20 protein-coding genes, 4 pseudogenes and 1 riboswitch are annotated in these 24,687 nt (G+C 73.3%); of the genes and pseudogenes, 12 read left to right on the top strand and 12 right to left on the bottom strand.

All coding sequences use genetic code 11. The features are described from left to right. Window positions 1-9 precede the first annotated feature (9 nt). From KBX43_RS31585 to KBX43_RS16760, 3 genes and pseudogenes are all read right to left on the bottom strand, one after another. A complete protein-coding gene (locus KBX43_RS31585) occupies window positions 10-183 on the bottom strand; it encodes a hypothetical protein (protein WP_245255793.1) in 174 nt (57 codons plus the stop codon). Window positions 184-253: 70 nt separating this feature from the next. Next, a pseudogene (locus KBX43_RS31580) lies at window positions 254-589 on the bottom strand (Pr6Pr family membrane protein); the annotation flags it as partial. Between the two features lie 163 nt (window positions 590-752). Then, window positions 753-1,445, bottom strand: a complete 693-nt coding sequence (locus KBX43_RS16760) for a hypothetical protein (protein WP_209961032.1) — start codon at window positions 1,443-1,445, stop codon at window positions 753-755. 145 nt (window positions 1,446-1,590) lie between these two features. On the opposite strand from KBX43_RS16760, the gene KBX43_RS16755 reads away from it, so the two are divergent. Both KBX43_RS16755 and KBX43_RS16750 read left to right on the top strand, forming a co-directional pair. Further along, window positions 1,591-2,481, top strand: a complete 891-nt coding sequence (locus KBX43_RS16755; protein WP_113973228.1) for a DUF72 domain-containing protein — start codon at window positions 1,591-1,593, stop codon at window positions 2,479-2,481. A gap of 36 nt (window positions 2,482-2,517) precedes the next feature. Continuing rightward, window positions 2,518-2,727 carry a GTPase activator gene (locus KBX43_RS16750; RefSeq protein ID WP_069089963.1) on the top strand — a complete coding sequence of 70 codons (210 nt, stop codon included), beginning with the start codon at window positions 2,518-2,520 and terminating at the stop codon, window positions 2,725-2,727. Window positions 2,728-2,731: 4 nt separating this feature from the next. On the opposite strand, the gene KBX43_RS16745 is transcribed toward KBX43_RS16750, so the two are convergent. The 5 genes from KBX43_RS16745 to KBX43_RS16725 form a co-directional block, all read right to left on the bottom strand. Continuing rightward, a complete protein-coding gene (locus tag KBX43_RS16745; RefSeq protein ID WP_209961034.1) occupies window positions 2,732-3,115 on the bottom strand; it encodes a hypothetical protein in 384 nt (127 codons plus the stop codon). Window positions 3,116-3,218: 103 nt separating this feature from the next. Then, window positions 3,219-3,848, bottom strand: a complete 630-nt coding sequence (locus KBX43_RS16740) for a hypothetical protein (protein ID WP_043330386.1) — start codon at window positions 3,846-3,848, stop codon at window positions 3,219-3,221. Window positions 3,849-3,946: 98 nt separating this feature from the next. Continuing rightward, on the bottom strand, window positions 3,947-4,804 hold the full coding sequence (locus tag KBX43_RS16735) for an alpha/beta fold hydrolase (RefSeq protein WP_069089962.1): 858 nt from the start codon (window positions 4,802-4,804) through the stop codon (window positions 3,947-3,949). A gap of 50 nt (window positions 4,805-4,854) precedes the next feature. Further along, window positions 4,855-6,072, bottom strand: coding sequence for a glycosyltransferase (locus KBX43_RS16730; RefSeq protein WP_210885505.1), 1,218 nt, complete (start codon window positions 6,070-6,072; stop codon window positions 4,855-4,857). Between the two features lie 400 nt (window positions 6,073-6,472). Next, window positions 6,473-7,684 (bottom strand): globin domain-containing protein, encoded by a 1,212-nt coding sequence (locus KBX43_RS16725; RefSeq protein WP_104115110.1) that lies wholly within the window; start codon window positions 7,682-7,684, stop codon window positions 6,473-6,475. 155 nt (window positions 7,685-7,839) lie between these two features. Here KBX43_RS16725 and KBX43_RS16720 point away from each other — a divergent pair, with 155 nt between their 5' ends. Both KBX43_RS16720 and KBX43_RS16715 read left to right on the top strand, forming a co-directional pair. Continuing rightward, window positions 7,840-8,277, top strand: coding sequence for an Rrf2 family transcriptional regulator (locus KBX43_RS16720; RefSeq protein WP_064447467.1), 438 nt, complete (start codon window positions 7,840-7,842; stop codon window positions 8,275-8,277). Next, window positions 8,277-8,909, top strand: coding sequence for a class I SAM-dependent methyltransferase (locus KBX43_RS16715; RefSeq protein ID WP_043325126.1), 633 nt, complete (start codon window positions 8,277-8,279; stop codon window positions 8,907-8,909). Before KBX43_RS16720 ends, KBX43_RS16715 begins: the two co-directional genes overlap by 1 nt. Window positions 8,910-8,950: 41 nt before the next feature. Here KBX43_RS16715 and KBX43_RS16710 read toward each other — a convergent pair whose 3' ends face one another. Further along, window positions 8,951-10,207 carry a hypothetical protein gene (locus tag KBX43_RS16710; protein WP_043325125.1) on the bottom strand — a complete coding sequence of 419 codons (1,257 nt, stop codon included), beginning with the start codon at window positions 10,205-10,207 and terminating at the stop codon, window positions 8,951-8,953. A gap of 289 nt (window positions 10,208-10,496) precedes the next feature. Between KBX43_RS16710 and KBX43_RS16705 the strand changes: the two genes are divergently transcribed. The 4 genes and pseudogenes from KBX43_RS16705 to KBX43_RS32085 all read left to right on the top strand — a co-directional run. Continuing rightward, window positions 10,497-12,611 carry a type IIA DNA topoisomerase subunit B gene (locus tag KBX43_RS16705; protein ID WP_210885366.1) on the top strand — a complete coding sequence of 705 codons (2,115 nt, stop codon included), beginning with the start codon at window positions 10,497-10,499 and terminating at the stop codon, window positions 12,609-12,611. 32 nt (window positions 12,612-12,643) lie between these two features. After that, window positions 12,644-13,270 (top strand): annotated as a pseudogene (locus KBX43_RS32095) (DNA gyrase subunit A); the annotation flags it as partial. A gap of 27 nt (window positions 13,271-13,297) precedes the next feature. Continuing rightward, window positions 13,298-13,945 (top strand): annotated as a pseudogene (locus KBX43_RS32090) (LAGLIDADG family homing endonuclease); the annotation flags it as partial. A gap of 393 nt (window positions 13,946-14,338) precedes the next feature. Beyond that, window positions 14,339-16,420: pseudogene (locus tag KBX43_RS32085) on the top strand (DNA gyrase subunit A); the annotation flags it as partial. Between the two features lie 496 nt (window positions 16,421-16,916). Here KBX43_RS32085 and KBX43_RS16695 read toward each other — a convergent pair. From KBX43_RS16695 to KBX43_RS16685, 3 genes are all read right to left on the bottom strand, one after another. After that, window positions 16,917-18,254: a uracil-xanthine permease family protein gene (locus KBX43_RS16695; RefSeq protein WP_043325123.1), complete on the bottom strand. Its 1,338-nt coding sequence runs from the start codon at window positions 18,252-18,254 to the stop codon at window positions 16,917-16,919. Between the two features lie 95 nt (window positions 18,255-18,349). Further along, window positions 18,350-18,961, bottom strand: coding sequence for an alpha-ketoglutarate-dependent dioxygenase AlkB (locus KBX43_RS16690; protein ID WP_064447542.1), 612 nt, complete (start codon window positions 18,959-18,961; stop codon window positions 18,350-18,352). Window positions 18,962-19,027: 66 nt separating this feature from the next. Continuing rightward, complete coding sequence (locus KBX43_RS16685) at window positions 19,028-20,353, bottom strand: polysaccharide pyruvyl transferase family protein (protein ID WP_210885361.1); 1,326 nt, start codon at window positions 20,351-20,353, stop codon at window positions 19,028-19,030. Window positions 20,354-20,501: 148 nt separating this feature from the next. Here KBX43_RS16685 and KBX43_RS16680 point away from each other — a divergent pair, with 148 nt between their 5' ends. From KBX43_RS16680 to KBX43_RS16665, 4 genes are all read left to right on the top strand, one after another. Beyond that, window positions 20,502-21,710 (top strand): acyltransferase, encoded by a 1,209-nt coding sequence (locus KBX43_RS16680; RefSeq protein ID WP_210885358.1) that lies wholly within the window; start codon window positions 20,502-20,504, stop codon window positions 21,708-21,710. A gap of 80 nt (window positions 21,711-21,790) precedes the next feature. Next, window positions 21,791-22,123, top strand: a complete 333-nt coding sequence (locus KBX43_RS16675) for a hypothetical protein (protein WP_210885355.1) — start codon at window positions 21,791-21,793, stop codon at window positions 22,121-22,123. Between the two features lie 139 nt (window positions 22,124-22,262). Beyond that, on the top strand, window positions 22,263-23,027 hold the full coding sequence (locus KBX43_RS16670) for a hypothetical protein (protein ID WP_210885350.1): 765 nt from the start codon (window positions 22,263-22,265) through the stop codon (window positions 23,025-23,027). A 300-nt stretch (window positions 23,028-23,327) separates the two neighbouring features. After that, a riboswitch (cyclic di-AMP (ydaO/yuaA leader) is annotated at window positions 23,328-23,468 on the top strand. 205 nt (window positions 23,469-23,673) lie between these two features. Beyond that, window positions 23,674-24,507, top strand: coding sequence for a C39 family peptidase (locus KBX43_RS16665; RefSeq protein WP_307851541.1), 834 nt, complete (start codon window positions 23,674-23,676; stop codon window positions 24,505-24,507). Window positions 24,508-24,687: the final 180 nt, after the last annotated feature.

Here is a 24,687-nt window from a genome sequence, read left to right as displayed (position 1 = left end):
CGGCGTCCGTCAGCCCGAGCCGGTGGGTTCCCGCGAGGCGGGCCGGACCGGCGTCGGCGGGTCGGCCGACGCGGGCGCGGACGGCGGGGACTGCGCCGTCCCGGCCCGGGCGAGCAGCCGGTCCACGCCCACGAACAGCAGTCCCAGCAGCCAGAACGCGAGGGCGAACCCGATCGCGCTCACCGTCACGCCGTCGTAGCCCGAGTTGGCCCGCGTCCAGGAACGGGTACGGGTAGCGGTCCACCACCAGTCCGCGTACCAGCGCGAACCCGAGATACGCCAGCGGGAACGCCAGCCACCAGGCGGCGTAGCGCGGGCGCAACCGGCCACGTCTGTCGAACAGCGCCCAGTCGGCGATCGCCAGCAGCGGCACCACCGTGTGCAGGAACTGGTTGCCCCACCACTCGCCCGGTTGCCGGTCCGGCTGCGCCATGGCGAACGGGCTGGCCGGGTTGGCCAGCACCAGGTGGTAGACCGTGCCGGTGATGGTGATGTAGAGGGTCACCGCTCCCTTGAGGACGCTCGGCGGCTCCGGCCGGCCGCGCAGCGCGCACCAGGCGGCGTAGCCGGCGAGGACGCCGACAGCCATGTTGCTCTGGATGGTGAAGTACGGCAGCAGGCCGGTCAGCGTGGCCGGGCCGAGCGCGGTGAGCACGATGCCGGCCAGCACGGCGAGCACCACTGCGAGGCGGAGAAGGATCGCCGGTCGGCGACGCCGGGGGGTCACGGAGGCACAAGTTACCAGCCGGTCGTCAGCCGGTACGCCGCCCGGGCGGGGTGCCATCGGGCCGCTTCGCCTGCCCCGGCGGGAGGACGTCCGCCCCCGGCGGCCCGACCGACGGCTGGACCGGATGAGCGGATCTGCCGCCGCCCCGCCCGCCGTCGGCCTTCCCCGGCGGGTCGTCGTCGCCCAGCAGCGCGGCGCAGTAGTCCGGCACGCGCTCGTGGCCCCCGGCCGCGGCGACGAGGTCGCTGAACGCGGGTGTCTCCAGAGCGCGTCCCCGGTCCGCTTCGGCGAGGGCCCGGTACGCGACGCAGAGTCCGGGCGGCGCGGACTGCTGCGCCGCCCGGGTAGCCGGTGAGAGGGCCGGCAGGGCGGGGCGGGCCGACGGCACGGGCGGCGCGGCGTCGACCGGCGTCGCCGCCGGGCGCGCGACGTGCGGCAGGTTCCCGGTCGCGGCGAGCGCGACGCCGCCGGTGAGGGACGCGGCGAGCGCGGACACGGCCACCCGGACGCCGAAGCGGACGCGGCGGCGACGGCGTGCCCGCCGGGCCTCCCGGAACCCCGCGACGGCTGCCGCCTCCCCGTCGAGTTCGCCCGTGCCGGGCGCGGTCCGGACCGCGGCCAGTACAGCCACCAGCCCCGGCGGAGCGGACGACGTGTCGCCGGGGCGGCCGGCGAGCAGCCGCTCGACGGTTTCCTGGTCCAGGCCGGATGCGTCCATCTCGTGACCCTCAGCGCCGCCACCCGGCCCCGCGTCACACTTCGGCGCGGCGGAACGCCGGTGAGGCCGGTCACCCCGGTGCCGGTCACGGCCCGCACGGCATCTCCGGTTGCCGATGTCCGGCGGTCGCGGTGAACTGAATTACATGGGTGTCATCAAGGTGGGCACGTCCTCCTGGGCCGACCAGATGCTGGTCCGCTCCGGGTGGTATCCGCGCGGCGTCAACACGCCCGCCGGCCGGCTGGGTTTCTACGCCGAGCGCTTCGGACTGGTCGAGGTGGACACGTCGTACTACGCGGTGCCGGCGCCGGAGACCACGGCGGGCTGGGCGGCCGCGACGCCGGACGGATTCACCTTCGACGTCAAGGCGTTCCGCCTGTTCACCGGCCACCACACCCCGATCGACGCGCTGCCGAAGGATCTGCGCCCGGCCGGCGGCCCGAACCGGATCCGCTGGCGCGACCTGCCCGCCGGGGCGTACGACGAGTTGTGGGTCCGGTTCCACGCGGCGCTGGCGCCGCTCGCGGCGGCCGACCGGCTCGGCGCCGTGCTGTTGCAGTTCCCGCCGTGGCTGGCCCGCGGCGACGCGGCCCGGCGGCGGATCCTGGACGCCGCGCGCCGCTGCCGGCCCTGGCCGGTCACCGTCGAGCTGCGGCACTCCTCCTGGTTCGACGGGGACGCGATGGCCGAGACGGTGACGTTCCTGCGCGAGCACGACCTCGGGTACGCCTGCGTGGACATGCCGCAGGGGCACGTCTCCTCGGTGCCGCCGGTCCTGGTCGCCACCACCGATCTGGCCGTGATCCGGTTCCACGGGCACAGCACGGCCTGGGAGAGCGGCGACAAGCAGGAGCGGTTCCGCTACGCCTACGGCGAGCGGGAGCTGCGGCACTGGTCGGTGCTGCTGCGCGAGCTGGCCGACCAGTGCGCCGAACTGCACGTGCTGATGAACAACTGCTGCGGCGACCAGGCCCAGCGCGACGCCGCGAGCCTGGCCGACCTGCTCGGCGTCGCGCCCGCCGCCGCGCGCGCCTGAGGTTTTCCCGGCTTCCTCGCGGGTACCGCCGGGTTCGTGGACGACCGCGAAGGGGGATCGGTGGAGAAGCGGCGCGACGAGGACGAGCGGGACCCGCGGGCGACCCGGGAGGCCGAGGAGGCGCACGGCGGCAGCATGGCGCCGAGCCTGGTCGACGACACCGGGCACCCGGTGGCCGAGTCACCGGTGCCGGACAACGAGCCGTCCGCGCTCGGCAGCCCGGACGAGGACGGCACCGGCTCCTGAGCTCTCACTGACGCGTCTCCGGACGCATCCCGGTCGCCTCCTCCAGCGCGTTGTCGCCGAGGTCGCCGTCCGCGCGGTCGTCCGGGAACGTCCGCGCCGACGGGGCCGGGTCCGGCGGCGCGCCCGGCCCGGCCTCCGGCGTCCGGGTCGGTTCCATGGTCCCGAACCCGTGCCGGCCCGTCTTCGGGCCGCCCGGTCCGGCCCCGGCCGCCCGGCGTTCACCGAGCCGTCCCTCGGGCACCGCCGTCTCCTCGCTGCCCTCGTCCATCGGGTCGTCGTCGCCCGCGCCCCACGGCGGGTCGGCGTCGAAGCCGCCGGTGCTGCCCCACGGCGCGGCCGACTCCGGCCCGCGCCCGTCGCCCGTACCCGGGCGGTCCCTGCTGGTCATGGTCACCTCACCTTGGCTGCTGGCCACCGGCGTGGCCGGTCCGGTCCCGGTGCACCGCGCGGCCGGCGACCCACCCCGATGTGGGTCGTCGGCCGCGCGGTGGTCAGCGGGTCGCCCCGACCAGGTGACGGCCGGCCGCGCCCACGGCGGCGACCTTGCCGATGTTCTTCGGCGCGGCCATCAGCCCGCCCGCGCGGTCCAGCATGCCCCGGAACACCTGGCCCGGCTTCTGCTGCTCGCCCATGTACGCCGACACCACTACCAGCGCGCCGGTCATCGCCGGCACCGCCCACTGGAGCAGCTTCATCTGCCGCTGGCTGGCGGCGACGTTCGCCGGGGTGTGGTGGTTCGGCTCGGTGGTCCCCTCGACCGGCGGTCCGCCGGCCCGCTCCAGCCGCCTGCCGACCAACCGGCTGTAACCGGTCACCGCCAGCGCGCCGACCGTCAGCGCGGTCTTCACCGCGCTCATCTTCCCCACGCCCGCCTGGCGGGCCATCCGCGGGCTCTCGGTGACCAGCTCACCGACCGCGCCGGCCAGGTGCGCCCCGATCGCCGCCGCGTTGACCGGCGTCCACCGCGCCCACCCGGCCGAGGCCACCGGCAGCCGTTCGGTCGTGTCGTTGATCCGCGCCGCCGCGCCGTTCACGCCCAGCGCCCCCATCAGGGAACCGCCGAACCAGGCCGCCAGGCCCAGGTCGTGCATCGAGCGCAGCGTGGTGTGCCGTTCTGACATCAGATCCCCCTCCGCCGTGTTCGGGCGGTGCGGCATACCCACGATCGGGCGACTCACGCCCGGGCGTGGCTCACCGGCGGGGAGCGTGCCGGCTCGGCTCAGCGGCGGGGGAGCGTGCCCGCGAACGCGGCGATCCGGGCGGCCAGCGGCGCCGACGCGCGTACCCAGGTGAAGTGGTCGAGCGGCGCGCCCGCCTCGGCGACCGTGTAGCGGTGCCGCGTCACCGGTGCGCCGGCCAGCTTCCCGCAGAGGTGGTCGAGCGTCTCGTGCGGCGTGTACTGGTCGTCGTCGACGCTGACCGCGAGCACCGGCGTGCGGATCCGCCGCACGGCGGCCTCCGTGTCCACCCCGTCCAGCGCCGGGAACCGGCCGGTGCGGGCGGTGTGCGCCCAGTCCCGGATCACGCCGGCGGCCTGCCGGCCGCCGAAACCCCAGCCGGGCCAGACGCCGAGCAGCCGCGCCGTCGCGGCGATCCCCTGGGTGTACGGCAGCACGCCCCACCCGCGCAGACCCGGGTACGTCCGCCACCACGGCAGCCCCACCGCCACCAGGGCCAGCCCGTCCACCCGGTCGTCGTCGTCCAGCGCCTGGTGCAGCACCGCCACCTGACCGCCCAGGGAGTGCCCGAGCAGCAGCCGGGTGCGGCCGTCCAGCCGGGGCTTGAGCGCGTCGAGCACGGCGCCGACGTCGGCGGCCATCTCCTGGTAGCCGTACCGGCAGGCGCGCGACGGCGCGGGGGTGCTCTCGCCGGTGCCGCGCAGGTCGGCCACGATCACCGCCAGCCCGGCCTCGCGCAGCGCGGCGGCGAACGGCCGGTAGTAGCGGGCGCGCACACCCATCGCGGGCCAGATCAGCACCACCGGCGCGCCGGGCGGACCGGCCGGCTCCGGGTAGACCTGCACGCCGAGGCGCGCGCCGTCGACGTCCACGAACTCCTGGATGTAGTCCCCGCTCACCCGGATCAGGGTACGGCCCGAACCCTACCGGTGGGTAGCAAGGGGTCGCCTCACGCCACCGCCGGTGCGGGCCGGGCCGCGGTGGTCAGCGCGCCGTAGACGGCGACGAGCTGCTCCGCGCAGCGCCTCCAGGAGTACCGGCTGCGGACGCGGTCGAGCGCGGCGGTGGCGTACGCGAACCGGCGCACGTTGTCGCCGAGCAGCCGCCGCAGCGCGGTGCCCAGCGCGCGGGGGTCACGCGGCGGCACCAGGTCGCCGGTGAGCCCGTCCACCACGCTGTCGGCGATGCCGCCCACGTTCGTGCCGATCACCGGCACACCGCAGGCCATGCCCTCCAGCGGGGTGAGCCCGAACGGCTCGTACCAGGGTGCGGCCACGAGCACGTCCGCCGACCGGTACCAGGCGGCCATCTCCTCGCGCGGCACGCCGCCGAGCAGCCGTACCCGGTCGGCCACGCCGCACGAGTCGGCGAGCGCGGACAGCCGGCGGGCGAACGTGTCGGCGGGCAGCAGGTGGGCCGGCGGGCCGCCGACCACCACGCACTCCGCGTCCGGCACCGCTGGTAGCGCCCGGACCACGTCCAGGAAGCCCTTGCGTTCGACCATCCGCCCGACGGTGAGGATGCGCGGGCGGGCCGGGTCGCGGGGCGCGACCGGGCCGTCCGGGCGGAACACCGCCTCGTTGACGCCGGACGGCAAGAGGGCCATCCGGGACCGGGGTACGCCCATCCGGACCAGTTCGGCGACCTCGTCGGAGCACTGCACGACGACCCGGTCCACGGCCCTGCCGAGCGCCCGCTCGTAACCGGCGCGCCCCGGTGGACCGGTGTCCGGCACGCCCTGGTGGCGACGCTTGACCGTGCCGAGCGAGTGGTACGTCAACACGGTCGGCACGCCGGTGCGACGGCTCGCGTGCACGGTGGCCAGCCCGCTCGTCCAGAAGTGCGCGTGCGCCACGTCCGGGGTCCAGCCGCCGCGCCGCCAGGTGTCGGCCAGCCGGCCCCCGAACTCGCCCGTGTACGGCAGCAGGTCGGCCTTCGGCACCCGCCGCGCGGGACCGGCCGGCACGTGGCACACCTGGTAGCCGTCGGGCGCGTCGACCGCCTCGGGCAGCGCGGGGGAGTCACGACGGGTGTAGACGCGGACGTCGTGGCCGGCGACGGTGAGCGCGGACGCGAGTTCCGCCACATGCGTGTTCTGGCCGCCCGCGTCCTCCGCGCCGGGCGCGGCGAGCGGGCTGGCGTGCTGGGAAATCATCGCGATGCGCATGTTCTCGTCCTCCAGGATCCGGTCCCAGTCGGCGAGTAAGCGGTCCGGACCGGACCGCTTCCTCGCCACCTCGCGTGCCCGTGCGCCGAGTCGGTACGCGGCGTCGGCGCCCTCGGTCAGCCGGCGCGCCGCCTCCACGAGCGTGTCGACGCGGGTGGCCGGCGCCCCGGCTTCCGGTGGGACGGCGTCCACCGCTTCCGTGGGGGCCGGAAGATCGCGTTGATGCCGGGGACGCGCATGGAGAGACCCGTACCCTCGGCCTGCGCCCCTAACCAGGAGATCGTCGACTTCTCCGCGCGCCGCCCGCTCCGCTGTGGAGGCTCGCGGCCCTGGCCAGGGCATCGACGCGTGCCCCGTACCAAAGAACGGGTCCACGGAGGTCCTGTTTCGCCGCCGGGCGTCAGCCCGGCAGCATCCCCGGGCCGAACACCTCGTAGGCGATCCGCTCGCCCGGCACGCCCCGGCGCAGCAGGTTGGCCCGGACCAGGTTCATGAACGCCACCGGGCCGCACAGGTGCGCGGTCACCCCGGCGGGCAGCGCGAGCCGGTCCGGGTCGATCAGTCCGGCGGACACCTCGGCCTTCAGTCCGGGCAGGTCGGCCCCGGCGGCGTCGAGATACCAGAGGTGGAGGGCCAGGTTCGGCAGCCGCTGCTGCAGCGCGGGCAGTTCGTGGCGCAGCGCGTGCGCCTCGGCGGCGCGGTCGGCGTGCGCCAGCGTCACCCGGCGTCCCGGATCCCGGTCGGCCAGGTGGGCCAGCGCCGCCATCGCCGGGGTGAGCCCGATCCCGGCGCTGACCAGCAGCAGCGGCCCGTCGCCGCCGGCCGCGTCAACCTCGCCGAACGCCGGGCTCAGTCGCAGCGTGTCGCCGACCGCGACCCGGTCGTGCAGGTGACCGGAGACCATTCCGTCGGGCGCGCCGCCCTCGCCGCGTACCCGCTTCACGGTGATCCGCCACTGGTCAGCGCCGGGACGGCCGGAGAGGCTGTACTGGCGGATCTGCTGTCCCCGGCCGCCGTCCAGGTCGACGGCGACCGAGACGTACCGGCCGGGGGTGAAGCCGGGCGCGGCGCCGCCGCCGGCCGGCGCGAGGGTGAGCGAGACGACGTCGGCGCTCTCCCGGGTCCGGCCGGTGACCCGCCAGTCCCGCCACACCGGACCGCCCTCCGGTACACCGGCGCCCGCGTAGAGCCGCGCCTCGCGGGCGATCAGTTCGCAGGCCAGCAGCCAGTAGACCTCGTCCCAGGCGGCGGCCACCTCCGGGGTGACGCCGTCGCCGAGCACCTCGGCGACGGCGGCGAGCAGGTGCCGGCCGACGATCGGGTACTGGGTGGCGGTGATGCCAAGGGAGGCGTGCTTGTGCGCGATCCGGTCCAGGACCGGCCCCCACGGCATGCCGCCGTCGCCGGTCAGGTGCGCCGCGTACGCGACCACCGCCGAGGCGAGCGCGGCCTTCTGCGCGCCGGTGGCCTGGTTGCCCCGGTTGAACAGGTCCAGCAGGTCCGGGTGGGCGTCGAACATCCGCTGGTAGAAGCGGCCGGTGATGGCCTCGCCGTGTGCCCGCACGACGGGCAGGGTGGCGGTCACGATCGCTGCTGAGGATTCCGTGAGCACTACCGAATCTCCTTCCGGGGCTCGAACAGGTCGATCCCCACGAAACAGGATTTCTGGATTCCTCTTTTAGGGTCGAAGGTCCCGGGAGTGCGGTGGCATGGGTCACCGTGAATCTGCCTGTGTCGCCGAGGGCACCGAATGGCTAGGGTCGGTGCGTGAGGCTCAACCGGTCGACAGACATGGCGCTGCGGATCGCCATGCTCACCGCCGCGTCCCCGGTCCGGGCCACAGTCGACGAACTCGCCACCCGGCTCGCGCTGCCCCGCAGCCACGTCGCCAAGGTGGTGCAGCGGCTGCAACGCATCGGCGTCCTGGTCACCATCAGAGGCCGCTCCGGCGGCGTCGCCTTCGCCGAACACGCCGGTGACCTCACCGTCGGCCAGGTGGTCCGCGCCTTCGAGGGCGACGGCGAGGTGGTCAACTGCGCGCAGCCGGTCTGCCCGCTCATCGCGGAGTGCCGGCTGCGCGGCGAGCTGCGCCGCGCCCAGGCCGCCTTCCTCGCCGTGCTCGACGGCGTACGCCTCGGCGACCTGGTCGACGGATCCGCCGGCCCGCTCCTGCTCAGCCTCGGCGCGCCACCGGCCGGTCGCTGATGGCCGTCTCCCATCCGATCTTCGCCCGGCTCTTCGCCCGCGCCAGCGTCGCCATGGACCAGGCCGGCGTGGCCGGGCACCGGGCCCGCCTGGTCGCCGGGCTGCGCGGCCGGGTGGTCGAGGTCGGCGCCGGCAACGGGCGCAACCTCGCGCACTACCCGGCGAGCGTGACCGGCGTGCTCGCCGTCGAGCCGGAACCCCACCTGCGCGCGCTGGCCCACGCCGCCGCGCCGGGCGCCCCGGTCCCGGTCACCGTCGCCGCCGGGCTGGCCGAGGAACTGCCGGTCGCCGACGGCGCCGCCGACGCGGTGGTGGTGTCGCTGGTGCTCTGCTCGGTGCCGGACCAGGCGGTCGCGCTGCGCGAGGCGCGGCGGGTGCTGCGGCCCGGCGGCGAGCTGCGCTTCTACGAACACGTGGTGGCCGCCACGCCCGGCCTGCGCCGGGCCCAGCGCCTGGCCGACGCCACGCTCTGGCCGCTGTTCTGCGCCGGCTGCCACACCGCCCGGGACACGGTGGCCGCGATCCGCGCCGCCGGTTTCGAGGTGACCGCGCTGGACCGCTTCCGCTTCCCGCCGACCGGGCTGCCGGCCCCGGCCTCGCCGCACGTGCTCGGCGCCGCGATCCGGGCCTGACGCCGGACCGGGCCGGTTCGTCCCGGCCCGGTCCGGCGTGCTCAGCTCACATTCACCGTGCCGTCCGGGGCGCGGACGCAGGAGACGGTACGGGCGCCGGTGGCCGCCGCCCCGGCCAGGCACCGGCCGAGCACCTTGTGCCCGGCGGCGTTCGGGTGCCACGACTCCTGGCAGGTCTGGAAGTACGTGCCGCAGGCGTTGGCGATCCGCTGGATGTCGAGCTTGTCGAACCCGGAGAGACTGGTGACGAACGTGCCGGTCGGGCCGTCCATCAGCCGGATCGGCGTGGCCAGGGCGTTGCCCGGGCTACCGGTCGACTCGCAGAGCCGGGCCCCGTCGAACGCGCGCTGCACGTTCAGGTAGACCAGGTCGTCCTGCGGGAACTCGTTGGCGAGCGTGCCACGTACCGAGCTGACCAGCGTGCCGAGCCCCTGCGAGAAACGGTGCCCGGGCGCCAGGCTGGCCCGGTGGATCGGGCACCCGGCCGCGTACCGCTCGGCGCCCAGCGCGCGGAACTTGTCCCGGGTGTCGTCCCGGCTGTCCTCGGTCCAGTAGCTCTGCTCCAGCTCGAACGGCAGCGGGTTGGTGTAGTCCTGGAACACCACCCGGTGCTGGCCGTCGGCGTCGATCTCGTCCAGCGTGGTGAGCAGTTGCCGCAGCGCCGTGGTGGTCTCCGCGGTGGCGGCGGCGAACTGCGCGGCGGTGCCCAGGTCGGCGTCGGTGCACGGCTTCTGCTCCACCGGCCCGCCCAGGTACGCCCAGAACTCCCACCAGCCGGTCCAGGCGTCGGCGATGAACCGGTTGGCGCACTTCTCCGCCACGCTGCCGAAGGTGAACGAGCTGTTGTTCGAGCCGAGGCCGACGAGCACCAGGTCGATGTCGTGGGTCCGGGCCACCGACCGGAGCTGGTCGAGCTGGGCGGCCACCTGCCGCCCCTTGGCCCGCGTCGACGAGGCGTTCGCGATGTCGTACGGCTGGCCGCCCGAGCAGGCCAGGTTGAACCGCGCGGAGATGCCGGGCAGGTTCGCCTGGAACAGCGAGGCGTTCGGCGATCGGTGGCAGAAGTAGGCGTTGGCGTTGGCCGCGGACCAGCCGGGGAAGCCCTGGGCCACCCCGTTGACGTCCACCACCGGCGCGTACGCCCCGGCGCCCTCGCCGCTGATGAAGCTGTCTCCCAGCGCCACCGCGGCGGTGGGCAGCGCGGCGGCAGCCGGCTGGGCGGGCGCCGCGGCGGCGGGTAACGCCACCGCGGCGAGCGCCAGCGCCGCCGCGAGCGCGGAACGACGGAACACGGACATGCCCGACCTCCCAGACATCGAAACGTGAAAGATTCTTTGGGATGGCGATCAGATCACGCGCGTGTGACGGGCGTCAATGCCCTGACACCTGCGACGGGCCGCCGGGGAAGACATCGGGCGTGCGGATCGTTGTGCCGCCTGGACGCCCCGTCCGCCCGCCGGACCGCCGTACGCGGCGGCGGCGCGGACCCGGCCGCGAGGCCGATCGCGCAACGCACCGCCCCGGTACCGCCGACCTGTCAGGGCATCCGGCTAGGCTCGCTCCGGCGCGCCGCGCCCGGCGATCACCGTGGGGGAGTCACACGGTGAACGGCACCACACCGCCGAGACCTGGGAGTACGACCAGTTGACCGCACAGCCTGAGACCCTCTACGGGGCCGACGACCTGACGCACCTGGAGGGCCTCGACGCCGTCCGCAAACGCCCCGGCATGTACATCGGCTCGACCGACAGCCGTGGCGTGGGTCACCTCGTCAACGAGATCCTCGACAACTCGACCGACGAGGGTGTCGCGGGTCACGCCACCACTGTCGACGTGATCCTGCACGCCGACGGCTCGGTCCAGGTCGACGACGACGGCCGCGGCATCCCCACCGACGTGCACGCCAAGTCCGGCATCTCCGGCGTCGAGCTGGTGCTCACCCGCCTGCACGCGGGCGGCAAGTTCGGTGGCTCCGGCTACAAGACCTCCGGCGGCCTGCACGGCGTCGGCGCCTCCGCGGTCAACGCCCTGTCCCGCCGCTTCGACGTCACCGTCCGGCGCGGCGGCAAGATCCACGCGATGTCGTTCCGCCACGGCGTGCCGGGCGTCTTCGACGGAGCCGGCCCCGACGCGCCGTTCACCCCCGGTCCCGGCCTGCAGATCGTCGGCGCGATGAAGCGCGGCCAGCGCACCGGCACCTCGATCCGCTGGTGGCACGACCCCCGCTACTTCGAGACCGGCGCCGCGCTCGACACCGAGGCGGTCCGGCTCAAGCTGCGCAACACCGCCTTCCTCGTCCCCGGCGTGGCCTACCGGCTGCGCGACAAGACCGGCGAGGAGCCGGTCGAGGAACGCTTCCACTTCCCCAACGGCCTGACCGACATGGTGGAATACCTCGCCCCGGCCGGCGAGCGGCCGGTCTCCGGCACGCTGCTGGTCACCGGCGAGGGCACCTACCGGGAGAACGCCGCCGACGCCAACGGCGTCATGCAGTCCAACGTGCAGCGCCGCGCCGAGGTCGAGGTGGCGTTCCGCTGGGGCACCGGCTACGAGCGCACCGTCGAGTGCTTCACCAACACCATCCGCAACGCCCACGGCGGCACCCACCGCAAGGGCTTCGAGCGGGCGCTGGCGCGTACCCTCGCCGACGCCGCCCGCAACGCCCGCGGCCTGCTCAAGCCCAAGGAGGACGCGCCCACCCTGGACGACGTCCTGGAGGGCATGACCGCCGTGGTGCACGTGCGCATCCCGGAGCCGCAGTTCACCTCGCAGACCAAGGACGAACTGTCCACCGCCGGCATCACCAAGGTGCTCCAGGGCCTGATCGAGGCGCACCTCAAGAGCTGGCTGGACGACCGGCGCACCAAGGCCGAGGCCCGGACGGTGCTCCAGAAGATCGTCGACGCGGCCCGGGTACGGCTCACCCAGAAGCAGCAGAAGGACGCCGCCCGCCGCAAGACCGCGCTGGAGGGCGCGGCCATGCCGGCCAAGCTCGTCGACTGCCGGGCCGCGGGCATCGAGAGAAGCGAACTGTTCATCGTGGAGGGGGACAGCGCCCTCGGGACAGGGCGCCTCGCGCGGTCCTCCGAATACCAGGCGCTGCTGCCGATCCGCGGCAAGATCCTCAACGTGCAGAAGGCCAACCTCCAGCAGGTGCTGGACAACGCCGAGTGCGCCGCGATCGTGCAGGTGCTCGGCGCCGGCTCCGGCCGCACGTTCGACCTGTCCTCCCTGCGCTACGGCCGGGTCCTCATCATGGCCGACGCGGACGTCGACGGCGCGCACATCCGTACCCTGCTGATCACGCTGTTCGCCCGCTACATGCGGCCGCTGATCGAGGCCGGGCGGCTCTTCGCGGCGATGCCGCCCCTGCACAAGATCACCACGAAGGGGCGCAACCCGCAGACCGTCTACACCTACACCCAGGCGGAGATGGAGGCGACGGTCCGCAAGCTGGAGAAGGCCGGCAAGCAGATCGTCACGCCGATCCCGCGCTTCAAGGGCCTCGGTGAGATGGACGCCGACGAGCTGTGGGAGACCACCATGAACCCGGCTACCCGGGCGGTCCGCCGCATCACGCTCGACGACGTCGACGCCGCCGAGCGGATCCTCGAACTGCTCATGGGGGAGAAGGTCGAGCCCCGCCGCAACTGGCTGATCGACTCCGCCGACCGGGTCGACCGCGACGCCATCGACGCCTGACCAACGGGTTCGTCTCGGAAGGAAACCGCACCATGGCACGCCGCAAGGACGACCGCGCGAAGGCGGATCTGGCCGCCTTCGACCAGGCCGGCGCTCGCGTCTTCGACAACCCGCTGGTCACCGAGGTCTCGGACTCCTACCTGGAGTACGCGTTCTCGGTCATCCACTCCCGCGCGCTGCCCGACGCGCGCGACGGGCTCAAGCCGGTGCACCGGCGGATCCTGTGGTCGATGTACGAGCAGGGCCACCGGCCGGACCGCGGCCACGTCAAGAGTGCCCGAATTGTCGGGGATGTGATGGGAAAGTACCATCCGCACGGCGACACCGCGATCTACGACGCGATGGTGCGGCTGGCACAGGACTTCTCGCTCAACGTCCCGCTCATCGACGGGCACGGCAACTTCGGCTCGCCGGACGACGGCCCGGCAGCGGCGCGCTACTGCGTCGTGGGTGACACCCGGATCCGCCTGGCCGATGGCAGCAGCCCACGGATCGGTGATGTGGTCGACCTGCCGCCGAACAGCGAGGCGGAGGCCGATTTCGAAGTCCTCGACAAGGACGGCAAAGCGGTTCGCGTCAACAAGGTCTTCAACTCGGGCGTCCACCCGACGCTCCGGATCACGACTGAGACCGGATTCTCCCTCCGTGGTAGTGAGAATCATCTGGTTCTCTGCCTCGAAGCTCCGATGGGTGTCCCTGTCTTCCAGTGGCGTCGGCTCGACGAGGTGACGCCGGGCTCGGTGGTCTGTATCGCGCGGAACGCATGGAACCAGGTCGTCCCCACCGCCCGCGAGTACATGCTCGGCGTGCTCGGCGGCGCCTGGGTCTCTGAAGGCTTCGCGAGCGAGTCGCGGGCAGGATTCAGCAATACCGATGAGCATTTCTTCGGCGAGGTCCTGCATGCCTACGACCAGGTCGTGGGTGGACGACGCTACGTCAGCGACCGGCACACGCGCCGAGACCGTCGCCGCATACACGAACTTGACGTCCAGGACGTCGCCGGCGGGATGGAAGCCTTCCGGGCGAGCCCACTCGCCGAGCTGATCGGTCACCAGGCGAGGGACAAGTTCGTGCCGGAGTTCGTCTGGGCAGGGGGGTGGGGCATCAAGCGGGCCTTCCTGATGGCCCTCTTCGAAGGCGACGGCGGAGTCCGCGTCGCCAACAGCAGCTTCACCATCCAGTACACCAGCTACAGCGAGCGTCTGACTCGGGAGGTCCAGGAACTGCTCGCGGAGTTCGGCGTGATCGCCTGTCGACGCCACTACACCCGGCCCAGTGGCTCGGTGGAGCACCGCCTGGTGGTTTCCGGGACGCGAAACATCAGGGCTTTCGCAACTCGTGTCGGCTTCCTCCGTACCAAGCAGGCGGTGCTGGCCAAGATGCTGCGGCATGCGCCGCTGCGCCCGCATCGGCTTAGTCAGGACCACGTCCCCTTTGTGGCCGACTACGTGCGCAGCAGCATCGACTTCGATCGTCGGGGCAGCGGACGCAAGTGGCTCACCAGCCACAACTTCGATCGTGTCGAGCGGTGGGAAACCGAACGACTCCGCATCATCGACCGCATCAAGGACACCGAGATCCTTGCCACGATCCTGCCCGTGATGGATGCGGGCTATCGGTACGAGAAGGTCGTCGCGGTCTCTCCCGACGAGCCGGCGGAGGTCTATTCCGTTCGAGTGGAATCCGCCGACCACTCCTTCCTGGCCGGTGGTTTCGTCAACCACAACACCGAGGCCCGGATGTCCCGGGAGGCGATGCTGCTCACCGGCGAGCTGGGTGAGGACACCGTCGACGTCGAGCCGAACTACGACGGCTCGCTGACCCAGCCCACGGTGCTGCCGGCGGCGTTCCCGAACCTGCTCGTCAACGGCGCATCCGGCATCGCGGTCGGCATGGCCACCAACATGATCCCGCACAACCTCGGCGAGGTCGTCCAGGCCGCCCGCTGGCTGATCAACCACCCGGACGCCACGCTCGACAAGCTCATGGAGTTCGTGCCCGGCCCCGACCTGCCCACCGGCGGGCTGCTGCTCGGCCTGGACGAGGTGCGCCGCGCGTACGAGACCGGGCGCGGCGTGGTGCGCATGCGCGGGCGGGTGGAGATCGGCCCGCTGGAGGGCAGCCGCGGCCGGCAGGCCATCACCGTCACCGAGCTGCCGTACGGCGTCGGCGCCGAGAAGGTCATCGCGGCCATCACCAACGAGGTGAACAAGACCAAGCGGCTCACCGGCATCGCCGATGTCAAGGACCTCACCGACCGGGAGAACGGCACCCGGCTGGTGGTGGAGTGCAAGGTCGGCGTGAACCCGCAGGCGCTGCTGGCCGACCTCTACCGGCTCACCCCGTTGGAGCAGTCCTTCGGCGTGAACAACCTGGTGCTCGTGGACGGGCAGCCGCGCACGCTCGGGCTCAAGGAACTGCTCGACGTGTTCCTGGCGCACCGCTACGAGGTGGTGACCCGGCGCAGCGCGTACCGCAAGCGCAAGCGGGAAGAGCGCCTGCACCTGGTCGACGGCCTGCTGATCGCCCTGCTCGACATCGACCGGGTGGTCAAGCTGATCCGCGCCAGCGAGGACGCCCAGGCCGCCAAGGACGGCCTGATGCAGAAGTTCAAGCTCTCCGAGATCCAGGCGAGCTACATCCTGGACACTCCGCTGCGCCGTTTGACCAAGTACGACCGGCTGGAGCTGGAGGCCGAGCAGGAGAAGCTGCGCGGCGAGATCGCCGAGCTGTCGAAGATCCTGGACGATGACAAGGTGCTTCGGAAGGTCGTCTCCGACGAGCTGGCCGCCGTGGTCAAGCAGTTCGGCGCGCCGCGGCGCACCACGCTCGTCGACGGCGACCTCAAGGAGGTGCTCGCCGCCTCGGTGCCGGCCGGCCCGCTGGAGGTGGCCGACGACCCGTGCCAGGTGATCCTCTCCGCCACCGGGCTGGTGGCGCGGACCGCGGCCGAGTCGGAGGAGGCCGCCGAGGCGCGCCGGCGCAGCGGCCGGGTCAAGCACGACGCGGTACGCGCGATCGTGCACTCCACCGCGCGGGGCCGGGTGCTGCTGGTGACCAGCGCCGGGCGCGCCTTCAAGATCGACGTGTTGCCGTTGCCGGTGCTGCCGGAGCAGTCCGGCACGGTGTCGCTGCGCGGCGGCATGTCGGCTGCGGAACTGGTGCCGCTGGAGCCGGGCGAGACGGTCGTCGGGCTGGCCCCGCTGGGGTCGTCCGCGCAGGGCTCACCCGGGCTGGCGCTCGGCACCCGGGCCGGCGTGGTCAAGGTGTGCGCGCCGGACTGGCCGGTCCGCTCCGACGAGTTCGAGGTGATCTCGTTGCGGGACGGCGACGAGGTGATCGGCGCGACCTGGCTGACCGACGGCGCCGAGACACTGGCGTTCGTCTCCTCGGAGGCGTCGCTGCTGCGCTTCGCCGCCTCGGTGGTACGCCCGCAGGGGCTCAAGGGTGGCGGCATGGCCGGCATCAACCTGCCCGCCGGGGCGCGGGCGGTGTTCTTCGGCGCGATCCGCACCGACGACACGGCGCACGGTGAGCCGATGGTGGTCACGTCGACCGGCGCCACGGTGAAGGTGACGCCGTTCAAGGCGTACCCGGCGAAGGGCAGGGCGACCGGCGGCGTGCGCGCGCAGCGGTTCCTCAAGGGTGAGGTGGAGCTGTCGGTGGCCTGGATCGGCCCGCGGCCGGTGGGCGCGACCGCGACCGGCGATCCGGTGGACCTGCCGCTGGCCGACCCGCGCCGGGACGGCTCCGGTTTCGCCGTGATGCTGGGCCCGACGGTGGTGGGTCACCACATCGACCGCGACTGACGAGCCGGCTGGGGGAGGGCGGCGGGAGACCGCCCCCTCCCGCCCCGACGCGTTGATCAAGGAGTTAGCGGCCTTTTCGCGCTCTCTGCAGGCCCTAAACTCCTTGATCAACGCGCCCGGGCACTCCGGGGGCAGGGCTGCCCTAGGGTAATGGGGCACATTCCGGGTGTTTTGGCGGAAGACCTCGGCCCTGCACGGTCGATCAGGAGGTTAGCGGCGACAAAACGGACACCGGGCGCCGCTAACTTCATGATCGACGTGGTTGAGGGCTGGCTGGCCCTGGCTGCGAGGGCGTCGGGCCGCTGGGGCACCCGCGCGATCTTGCACTTCGGGCCCTCTGGGTGTCCCGCTCGCGTGGGCCGGCCCCAATCGCGCGCCAAATGGTCCGTTGATCATGAAGTTGGCGGGTGTGAGTCGGACAATTTGCGCCGCTAACTTCATGATCAACGAGGCCGGGCCGGGCCGGGCGGAAGGGGAGGAGAGGGGAGGGGAGGGGTCAGAGTTCGGGGTCGGGGGACTGGCGTGACTCGGGCGTGGTGCCGCGCAGCCGCGCGATCAGGCGCATGCCGTGGTAGATGATCAGGGCGGCCGCCGTGCCCAGCGCGATGCCGTTGAACGACAGGTCACCGGCGGTCAGCGTGTAGTTGGCGGCGCCGATGATCACCGCCACCGCCGCGGTGAACAGGTTGATCGGGTCGTGGAAGTCGACCCGGCTCTCGATCCAGATCCGGGCGCCCAGGATGGCGATCAGGCCGTACAGCGCGGTGGTGGCGCCGCCGAGCACGCCGGCCGGGACGGTGAGGATCAGCGCGCCGAACTTCGGGCACAGGCCGAGCAGGATCGCCGTGCCGCCGGCGATCCAGTACGCGGCGGTGGAGTAGACGCGGGTCGCCGCCATCACGCCGATGTTCTCCGCGTACGTGGTGGTGCCGGAACCGCCCCCGGAGCCGGCCAGCACCGTGGCGACGCCGTCACCGAGCAGCGCCCGGCCCATGTCGCGGTCGAGGTTGCGGCCGGTCATCGCGGCGACCGCCTTGACGTGCCCGGCGTTCTCCGCGATCAGCACCAGGATCACCGGGATGACCAGCACGACGGCGCGCGCGTCGAAACTCGGCGTGTGGAACTCGGGGAAGCCGACCCAGGCGGCCTGCCGCAGCCCGCGTACGGCCTGCTGGTCGAGGTTGCCGGTCAGCGCGGCGAGCACCCAGCCGACCACCACGCCGACGAGGATCGACAGCCGCGCCACGAAGCCGCGGAACAGCACAGTGGTGAGCAGGATCGCGACGAGCGTGACCACGGCGATCAGCGGCTGCGCCTTCACGCCGGTGCCGGCGCCGCCGCCGTCCCAGGCCACCGGCGCGAGGTTGAGGCCGATCAGCATGACGATCGCGCCGGTGACCACGGGTGGCATCAGCGCGTCGATCCAGCGGGAGCCGGCCACCTGTACCACCACGCCGACGAGCGCGAGCGCGACGCCCGCGACGACGATGCCGCCGAGGGCCGCGCCGATGCCGCCGTCGGTCTTCGCGGCGAGCACCGGCGCGATGAACGCGAACGACGAGCCGAGGTACGAGGGCAGCCGGTTGCCGGTGATCAGCAGGAACAGCAGCGTCCCGAGCCCGGAGAAGAGCAGCGTGGTGGCGGGCGGGAAGCCGGTGATCAGCGGGACGGTGAAGGTGGCGCCGAACATGGCGACCACGTGCTGCACGCCCACGCCGACGGTGCGCGGCCAGGAGAGCCGTTCGTCGGGCGCGACCACGTCGCCGGGGCGTACCTGGCGGCCGTCGCCGTGCAGCGTCCACGGGGACCAGCGGGAGGTGGGGGACTGGGTCATCGGTCGCCCTTCGCGTCATCGGGTGACGGGGGCGTGATCGACCCTGGGAGTTGTTTCTAGCACGTGCCCAGCGGCGATGTGGGCCCGGCCCGGGCTCAGGCGACGCCGGTGGGACGGAACTGGACGCTGACGCGGGGGCCGACCGGGCGGGTGGTCTTCGGTACCGCGTGTTCCCAGGTGCGCTGGCAGGAGCCGCCCATCACCACGAGGTCGCCGTGGCCGAGCGGGAACCGCAGGCTGCCGCCGCCTCCGCCGCGAGGGCGGAGCAGCAGTGCGCGCGGGGAGCCGAACGAGACGATCGCCACCATGGTGTCGGTGTGCGCGGAGCGGCCCAGCGTGTCGCCGTGCCAGGCCACGCTGTCGCGCCCGTCGCGGTAGAGGCACATGCCGGCGGTGACGAACGGCTCGCCCAGCTCGGGCGCGTAGTGCCGGGTGAGCGCGTCGCGGGCCGCGGTGAGCACCGGGTGCGGCAGCGGCCGGCCGGCGGCGTACCAGCAGAGCAGCCGGGGCACGTCGACAGCGGTGTCGTACATGGTGCGGCGTTCGGCCCGCCAGGGCACGTCGTGGCGCAGCGTGTCGAGCACCGCGTCGGAGCCCCGGACCCAGCCGGGCAGGTGGTCGACCCAGGCGCCCCGGCTCAGCTCGTGGCGGCGCACCGCCCCGGCGAGCGGGCCCAGGGTCGGGCCCTGCTCGGCCAGGTCGAGCATCGAGGGCTGGTACGCGACGTCGGGCACGCCGCCGATCGTACCCTGTTTAGAACAGGCGTACGACGATCAGCGCCGCAGCATCCGGCGGACCTTGCCCGGGACGGCCTGCTTGATCCGCTCCCGGAGCTGCTGCGAGCGCAGCGCGTCGATGGTCCCGGTGAGCTTGGCGTTCTCGTCGCGCAGCCGCTCGATGCGGGTCAGCAGCTCGGCCGGCGGGGTGGCGGCAGCGGGCCGGACGGCCGGCGGGAACACCGTCTCGCGGACCCGCTGGTCGAAGCGGGCGGCGCTGTCGTCGTCGTCGAACGAGATGCCGAGGTCGTGCTTGCGCAGGAACGCGGTGATGGTCTCGAAGCGGGCCTTGTGGCCCTCGGTGAGCGCGGTGTAGTCGGCCTCGGCGTAGAGGTCGGCGGCGTCCACGTCGGCCGGCACGTCGCGCATGATCCGGTGCGGGATGTCGAAGTAGCGGGCCAGTTCCAGCGTGCGCGAATCGTGCGCGAACAGGTAGCCGGGCGTGCCGGCGACGAGCGCGGTGATGGTGCCGTGAATACGGGTGCCGAACGCGAAGTCGTACCCGGAGAGGTGGTCCATCCAGGTCCACGGGTCGACGAACATGCGCACCTTGTCCTCGACGAACAGTGCGTGCGAGGTGTGCAGCGGGATGTCGCTGCTCTGGCCGCGGTGCTCGGGCGCGTCGCCGTAGAGCAGGGTGCCGAGCGTCCGCAGGTCCTGGGGCACGTAGCACAGGTTCGGGTAGCGCTCGTGGTGGTGGCGGACCACCGAGGCCATCGAGCGGACGTACGGCGAGATGGTGAGCGCGACCTTCGACTCGGCGGTCAGCTCCGGCTGCTTCTTCGCCAGCTGGAACGTGTCGCCGTGCAGGAACATCGACGGGCAGCCGATCTGCTCCACGTCGGAGAAGCCGAGCGTGTTCAGGTAGCTCGCGGTCACCTCGCCGCGTACGCCGATGCTGTGCGACCGGTCCAGCACGGCCTTGCAGAACGCGCGCACCGGCTCGTCGATCGGGCGCAGGTACTCACGGTCGCCGTCGACGTTTGTCTGCACGCCGACACCGAGCACCACCACCGGGATCTTCAGCCGTTCGATCAGCCGGGTCAGCGGGGCGAGGCGGTGCACGAAGCTGCGACGGAAGGCGTTCGCCAGCGGTACGACGAACACGTCGTACCGCTCGTTGATCTCGTCGGCGAGGCGCGGGTCGGCCGGGGTGCGGGTCGCGGTGATCTCCGCCGTGGAGGTGGCCAGCAGCTTGTGCGCGGCGTGGCTGAAGACCAGGTTTCCGCTGTTGTCCCCGATCCAGTTGCCGGCGAACGTCTCCTCCGGCGTGAGGACGTCGAACGGGCCCTTGCGGGCGCGGAGCAGGATCCGCTGGTGCATCCGGTTCGCTCACCTTCCGTACGGCACGGCGTGCCGGCGGGCGTCGCCCGCGCGTGCAGGAACGGAAATCCTATCCGCCGTCCCTGGGTGACCCGGCGGCCGTCGGCTCGCCGGGAACGTCCCGGTACTCCGGGGTAGGGTGCCCGGAATGACCAGCGCGCCGACTGTCACCCGTGCCCCGCGCCTGCCGTCGCTGACCGGATTGCGGTGGATCGCCGCGCTGCTGGTCTTCGGTTTCCACGCCGGGACCATGGGGATCGTCGCCGAGCCGCACCTGAAGGCGGTGGTGGACAAGGCGTTCAGCCTCGGCCTGTCCGGCGTCGAGTTCTTCTTCATCCTCAGCGGGTTCGTCCTGGTCTGGTCGTACCGGGACGGGGAGCGGGCGTGGACGTTCCTGCGCCGCCGGCTCGCCAAGATCTACCCGAACCACGTGGTGACGTTCGTGGCGGCGCTGGCGGTCGCGGCCTGGTTCGCCGACCCGGTCCTGCCGTGGGCGGCGATCGGCAACTTCTTCCTGGTCCAGGCGTGGATCCCGCTGAACGGCTACTTCTACAGCGTCAACAACGTGAGCTGGTCGCTCTCCTGCGAGCTGGCGTTCTACCTGTGCCTGCCGCTGGTGGTGCCGTGGCTGCGCCGGGCCCGTACCGGGGTGCTCCGGACCGTGCTGGTCGCGGCGCCGCTGCTCATCCTGGCGCTGTGGCCGGGCCAGCAGCTCGTGCCGGAGGAGCAGCGGTGGTGGTTCACCCAGATCTTCCCGGTGACCCGGTCGCTGGAGTTCTGGATGGGGGTGGCCGCCGCCGAGCTGATGCGCCGCCACCGCTGGCGCGGACCGAACCTCGCGGTCGCCACCGGCCTGTTCATCACCACCTGGGTGGTCGCCGCGCTGTGGATCCCGGCCGAGTTCTGGGCGGCGCTGCTCGCCGTGGCGTACCTGCTGGTCATCGCCGCGGCGGCGGACGCCGACGTGCACGGCCGGCCCACCCCCTGGCGGTCCCGGCCGATGATCTGGCTCGGTGAGGTCTCGTTCGCCTTCTACCTGGTGCACGTGCTGGTCATGGTCACCGTGCTGCGGCTGACCGGGGACTGGGGGACCGGCCTGCCCGGCTGGCGGGGGCCGCTGGCGGTGCTCGGCTTCCTGGTGCTCACGCTCGCGCTGGCCGCCGCGCTGCACCGCTGGGTGGAGGTGCCGATGATGCGCCTGCTCGGCCCGACCCGCCGGGCCCGCGCGGCGTCGCGCGCACCGGCCGTGCCGGCTCCACGCGGGCCCGCCGAGGGCGCGGCCGCCGACGGCGGCGCGCGGTCCGTCTCCGGTCCGGCCGAGGACATCGAGTACGCCGGGCGGCGTCGCCCGGACTGACACGCGCACACGACGGCCGGTCGGTCCGCGACACGCCGTGCGGCGGTGCGTCACTGGGGCTTCGGCGGTAATTTGTACCCGTGCTTCCGATCGCGCTCACCTGCCCCGTGTGGTGGGTGGCGCGCTGGACCGCCCGGATGCTCGCCAGTCTCGCCGTGGTCGTCGCCTGTTCGTTCGGCGCGGCCACGCTGCCGGCCGCCGCCGCCCCGGCCGCGCCAGCCGGCCCGGCGTACGTGAGCACGCCGACCGCCCCGCGACCGGAATCCGACCGCGCCGCCGAGCGGCAGGCCCGTCCCGACGGCGCACCCGCGCCCGCCGCACGGGCCACCGACACGCTCCCGAACGGCCCGCAGCCGGTCCCGGCCGGCCGGATCACCGCGCCGGTCGGCCTGCGGGCCCCGCCCGCCCGCTGATCCGCCCACGGGCCGCGCCCGTCACCGCACCCACCGAACGTCATCCCGCACCCGCCCCTCGCCGGCCCGGCGCCCCCGCGCCGCTCCCCGACCGGCCGTGCGGAGTCTCCCGCCAGGTTCTTCCCGTGAGGTGCCGACCATGTCGCAGACCGCTCTCTACCACTTCCTCACCGCGGTCCCCGAGGCCGCCGCCATCTGGTCCTTTCTGATGCTGCTCGCGTTCGGCCTGCTCGCCGCGCTGGTGGCCCGGCCCGAGCGCGACGGCGTCGCCGAGGCTGCCGCCGATCCGGTGGACCAGGACGCCGCGCGCCGCGACGACCTCGTCCGGTACGCCGAGGAGGTGGCGGTGGCCGCCGCCGGGGCCGCCCAGACGGCCCGTCGCCGCCGGGAACGGTGGCTGGCCGCGCAGGACGAGGCGGAACGCGCCTGGACCGCGTACGACGAGGCGGACAGCGCCGCCCGCCGCCTGGCCGGGGCCGCCGCGCTGGCCGCCCCGCGCACCCCGCGCACCCCGGCGGAGTACGCGGCCCGGGAGCGCTGGCTGCACCACGCCGCCATGACGGCGCACTGGCGCGGCGACCTGTCCGCCCGGCAACTCGCCGACGTGCTGGCGCGCCGCAACGGGTGGGACCCGCGCCGGCACCCGGCCGAGCAGGAGATCGTGCTGGCCCGGGCCGTACGGGACCGGCGCCGGGCCGGCTGGGAGAGCGCCGCCGAGCGGGAGCGGCAGGCGTGGCGGGACGCCGAACTGGCCGCCGAGGCCGCCCGTACGCTCGCCGCCGAGGCGTACGCGGCCACCCTGGCGGTGCGGCCCGCCCCGGTGTCCCGCGGCGTGGCGACGATCCCCCTGCCGGTCGGCGCGTCCGTCCGCAACGCCCGCTGGCGTCCGGCCCGGGTCGGCTGAGGCGACCGAATTGTTACCCGGAATGTGGTGAGCCGGCTCACCCCCGGCGCCGAAACGGGCGTGGAGCGCAGAACAGGCCAATGAGCCGCGCCATTGCCGGTCAGGCGCTCGCCGTCTGTCCCCTTTTCGCCTCCCGGGCGCCGTCACCACCGCTTGTCCCATTGAGTGAAGTGAGTAACCGGCTGTTCCGAAATCCGTTACCGGGGATCATGTTTACGCAGGTGGGAGCGCTTGGCAGGGGCAGTACCCGCCGGTAGTGTCGGCGCGTCCGGTGCGGTAACCGATCGCAGAAGGCGACGCCGCGCCGACCCGCCTAATCGTGTCATCACGAACCGGGGAACCATGAGCACCATCGGGGTGAATCCGCGGCCACTGCCGCGGTAGGGCGTACTTCCCGCCCGAATCCGTCAGCTAACCCGGTCGGCGGCCACGGAAGGAGTCCCATCCTCGTGCCCACCCCTCGATCGTCCCCCCGCCTCCACGGCTCCGCGGTACCCGCGCTCGCCTGACGCGACCGGCAAACCGCCCCTGGGCGCCCGGCATCGCGGGCGTACCCGTTCCCCGGCCCATCCGGCCTGCCAGCACGTGTGAACCCCTCCACGTGCCGGGCCGGCGTGTGCCGATCACGCCCCCCGTGGAGGATTTCGTGAAGCACCACCTGAAGCGTCAGCTGCGGCGGATCGCCACCGAACGCCCGTACCAGATCATCGCCGGATCGGCCGCGGCGCTCGTGCTGGCCGCCGGCGCCGGCACCGCCCTCGCCGCCGGTGAGGACGCCCCGGTCCAGCAGGAGAACACCGCCTCGGTCGCCGAACTCGGCGCACGGCTCGGCGAGCCCGCCAGCCGCGGCGAGGCGCGCATCGTCGTCCCGCCGGCGTCGCCGAGCGCCGAGCCCAGCAAGTCGCCCAGCGCCTCCCCGTCGGCGAAGAAGGCCGCGGCGGACCCGGACGTCACCAAGGCCGCGCCGAAGCCGCCGTCGAGCAAGACGCTGGACTACGACTACCAGGCGCAGATCAACTACTACTACTGCGGCCCGGCCGCCGTGCGCAACGCGCTCAGCGCCACCGGCATCGAGCGCAGCCAGGACGCCCTCGCCGGCCCGCTCGGCACCACCGAGATGGGCACCAACTCGGCCGAGGACACCACGCGCGTGCTCAACCAGCAGGTCAAGGGCAACCCGTACCGGACCCGGATGATTCCCGGCTCGGCCAGCCCGGCCCAGATGGACCGGCTCCAGGCCGACGTGGTCGAGGCGATCAGCAACGGCCGGGGGGTCGTCGCGAACGTCGCCGGCACCGCCACCGACACCAACGGCGGCTGGCACTCGTTCCCCGGCGGCCACTACGTCGCGGTGATCGGCTACAAGGACGACGGCCGGACCGTGCGGATCGCCGACTCGGCCGACCCGTCGCTGCCGTCGTACTGGCTCACCACGATCGACCTGGCGCACTGGATCGCCAGCCGCGGCTACTCCGCCTGACCGCCCCGCACCCCGGAAGGCCGGCACCCCTCCCGGGGCGCCGGCCTTCGCACGTCCCCGCCCTCGGACCCGCCCGCCTCGCTGATCTTGCAGTTGCGGCCCTGTCATAGCGGACAAGCCGGGCAGCCTGGGGGCCGCAAGTGCAAGATCGCCGGGCGGGGGCGAGGGGCGGGGGCGGGG

The sequence above is a fragment of the Micromonospora sp. C41 genome (genome assembly GCF_018070485.1).
Lineage (GTDB): Bacteria > Actinomycetota > Actinomycetes > Mycobacteriales > Micromonosporaceae > Micromonospora > Micromonospora chalcea.
Note: the sequence above shows the minus strand (reverse complement) of the source record. Positions and strands in the feature narration are given on the sequence as shown.

Bases quoted from the DNA above. Each gene is read 5' to 3' on its own strand.
- KBX43_RS16715 (WP_043325126.1), top strand. From the start codon at position 8,277: ATGGCCGTCTCCCATCCGATCTTCGCCCGGCTCTTCGCCCGCGCCAGC.
- KBX43_RS16670 (WP_210885350.1), top strand. From the start codon at position 22,263: ATGTCGCAGACCGCTCTCTACCACTTCCTCACCGCGGTCCCCGAGGCC.
- KBX43_RS16755 (WP_113973228.1), top strand. From the start codon at position 1,591: ATGGGTGTCATCAAGGTGGGCACGTCCTCCTGGGCCGACCAGATGCTG.
- KBX43_RS16680 (WP_210885358.1), top strand. From the start codon at position 20,502: ATGACCAGCGCGCCGACTGTCACCCGTGCCCCGCGCCTGCCGTCGCTG.
- KBX43_RS16730 (WP_210885505.1), bottom strand. From the start codon at position 6,072: ATGCGCATCGCGATGATTTCCCAGCACGCCAGCCCGCTCGCCGCGCCC.
- KBX43_RS16760 (WP_209961032.1), bottom strand. From the start codon at position 1,445: ATGGACGCATCCGGCCTGGACCAGGAAACCGTCGAGCGGCTGCTCGCC.
- KBX43_RS16685 (WP_210885361.1), bottom strand. From the start codon at position 20,353: ATGCACCAGCGGATCCTGCTCCGCGCCCGCAAGGGCCCGTTCGACGTC.
- KBX43_RS16745 (WP_209961034.1), bottom strand. From the start codon at position 3,115: ATGACCAGCAGGGACCGCCCGGGTACGGGCGACGGGCGCGGGCCGGAG.
- KBX43_RS16695 (WP_043325123.1), bottom strand. From the start codon at position 18,254: ATGACCCAGTCCCCCACCTCCCGCTGGTCCCCGTGGACGCTGCACGGC.
- KBX43_RS16710 (WP_043325125.1), bottom strand. From the start codon at position 10,207: ATGTCCGTGTTCCGTCGTTCCGCGCTCGCGGCGGCGCTGGCGCTCGCC.
- KBX43_RS16690 (WP_064447542.1), bottom strand. From the start codon at position 18,961: ATGCTCGACCTGGCCGAGCAGGGCCCGACCCTGGGCCCGCTCGCCGGG.
- KBX43_RS16740 (WP_043330386.1), bottom strand. From the start codon at position 3,848: ATGTCAGAACGGCACACCACGCTGCGCTCGATGCACGACCTGGGCCTG.